This window comes from Rhizobium sp. SVR5-9E (assembly GCF_056755095.1).
On record NZ_JBNDHS010000230.1, the window covers coordinates 1 to 769 of the forward strand.

Below are 769 nucleotides of genomic sequence, written 5' to 3' on the forward strand. Positions count from 1 at the left end.
GACGCGGTGCTCGCCGCCGAAACCTCTTCGACTGCCCTGCCCTCGCGCTTGGCCTTCTGCTCGTCGAGGAAGGTGATGCGCTGGGTCGCAACGCGGCCGGGCAGGACGATGTTGACGGTCACGCCGTCCCGGCCGACTTCACCGGCCAAGGTCTTCGACCATCCAAGAAGCGACATGCGCAGGGAATTCGAAAGGCCGAGGTTGGGGATCGGCGCGACCACACCCGAGGAAGTCGAGGTAATGATGCGGCCCCACTTCTTCTCCCGCATCTTCGGCAGCACCGCGTCGCTGATCGCGATCACCGACAGCACCATGCTGTCGAAATACTTACGCCAGCTTTCGACGCTCTGGCCGGACACCAGCGTCGGCGGCGGGCCGCCGGTGATGTTGACCAGCACGTCGACCGAACCCAGCTGCTGTTCAATGGCGGCAAGATTGGGTTCGATGGCGCCAAGGTTGGCCAGATCCCATTCGAGCGCCATTGCCGATCCGCCGTTCGTGCCGATGTCGGCAACGGTCTTTTCCGCCGCTTCCTTGTTGATATCGGCAACGGCGACCAGCGCCTGCTCCCCGGCAAGCGTCTTTGCGATCGCCCCGCCAAGGCCGCCGCCGGCTCCCAGCACGAGGGCCGTCTTGCCCTTCAATCCAAGATCCATGGTCTATTTCCTTTCGGTTGTTCTTCAGTTCGTACCAGGCGTATCGCCTCAGCCGGCCATCCATCCGCCGTCGACCATCAGGTTGACGCCGGTGATGTAGCTCGCCATGTCGC

The 769-nt window shown here is 63.6% G+C and carries 1 protein-coding gene; it reads right to left on the reverse strand.

Annotated features, from left to right (window positions below):
• Nucleotides 1-656, reverse strand: a 656-nt coding sequence (locus ACPYOJ_RS34570; RefSeq protein ID WP_481420258.1) for an SDR family NAD(P)-dependent oxidoreductase, incomplete at its 3' end; no start/stop codon positions are given.
• Between the last annotated feature and the right edge of the window lie 113 nt (nucleotides 657-769).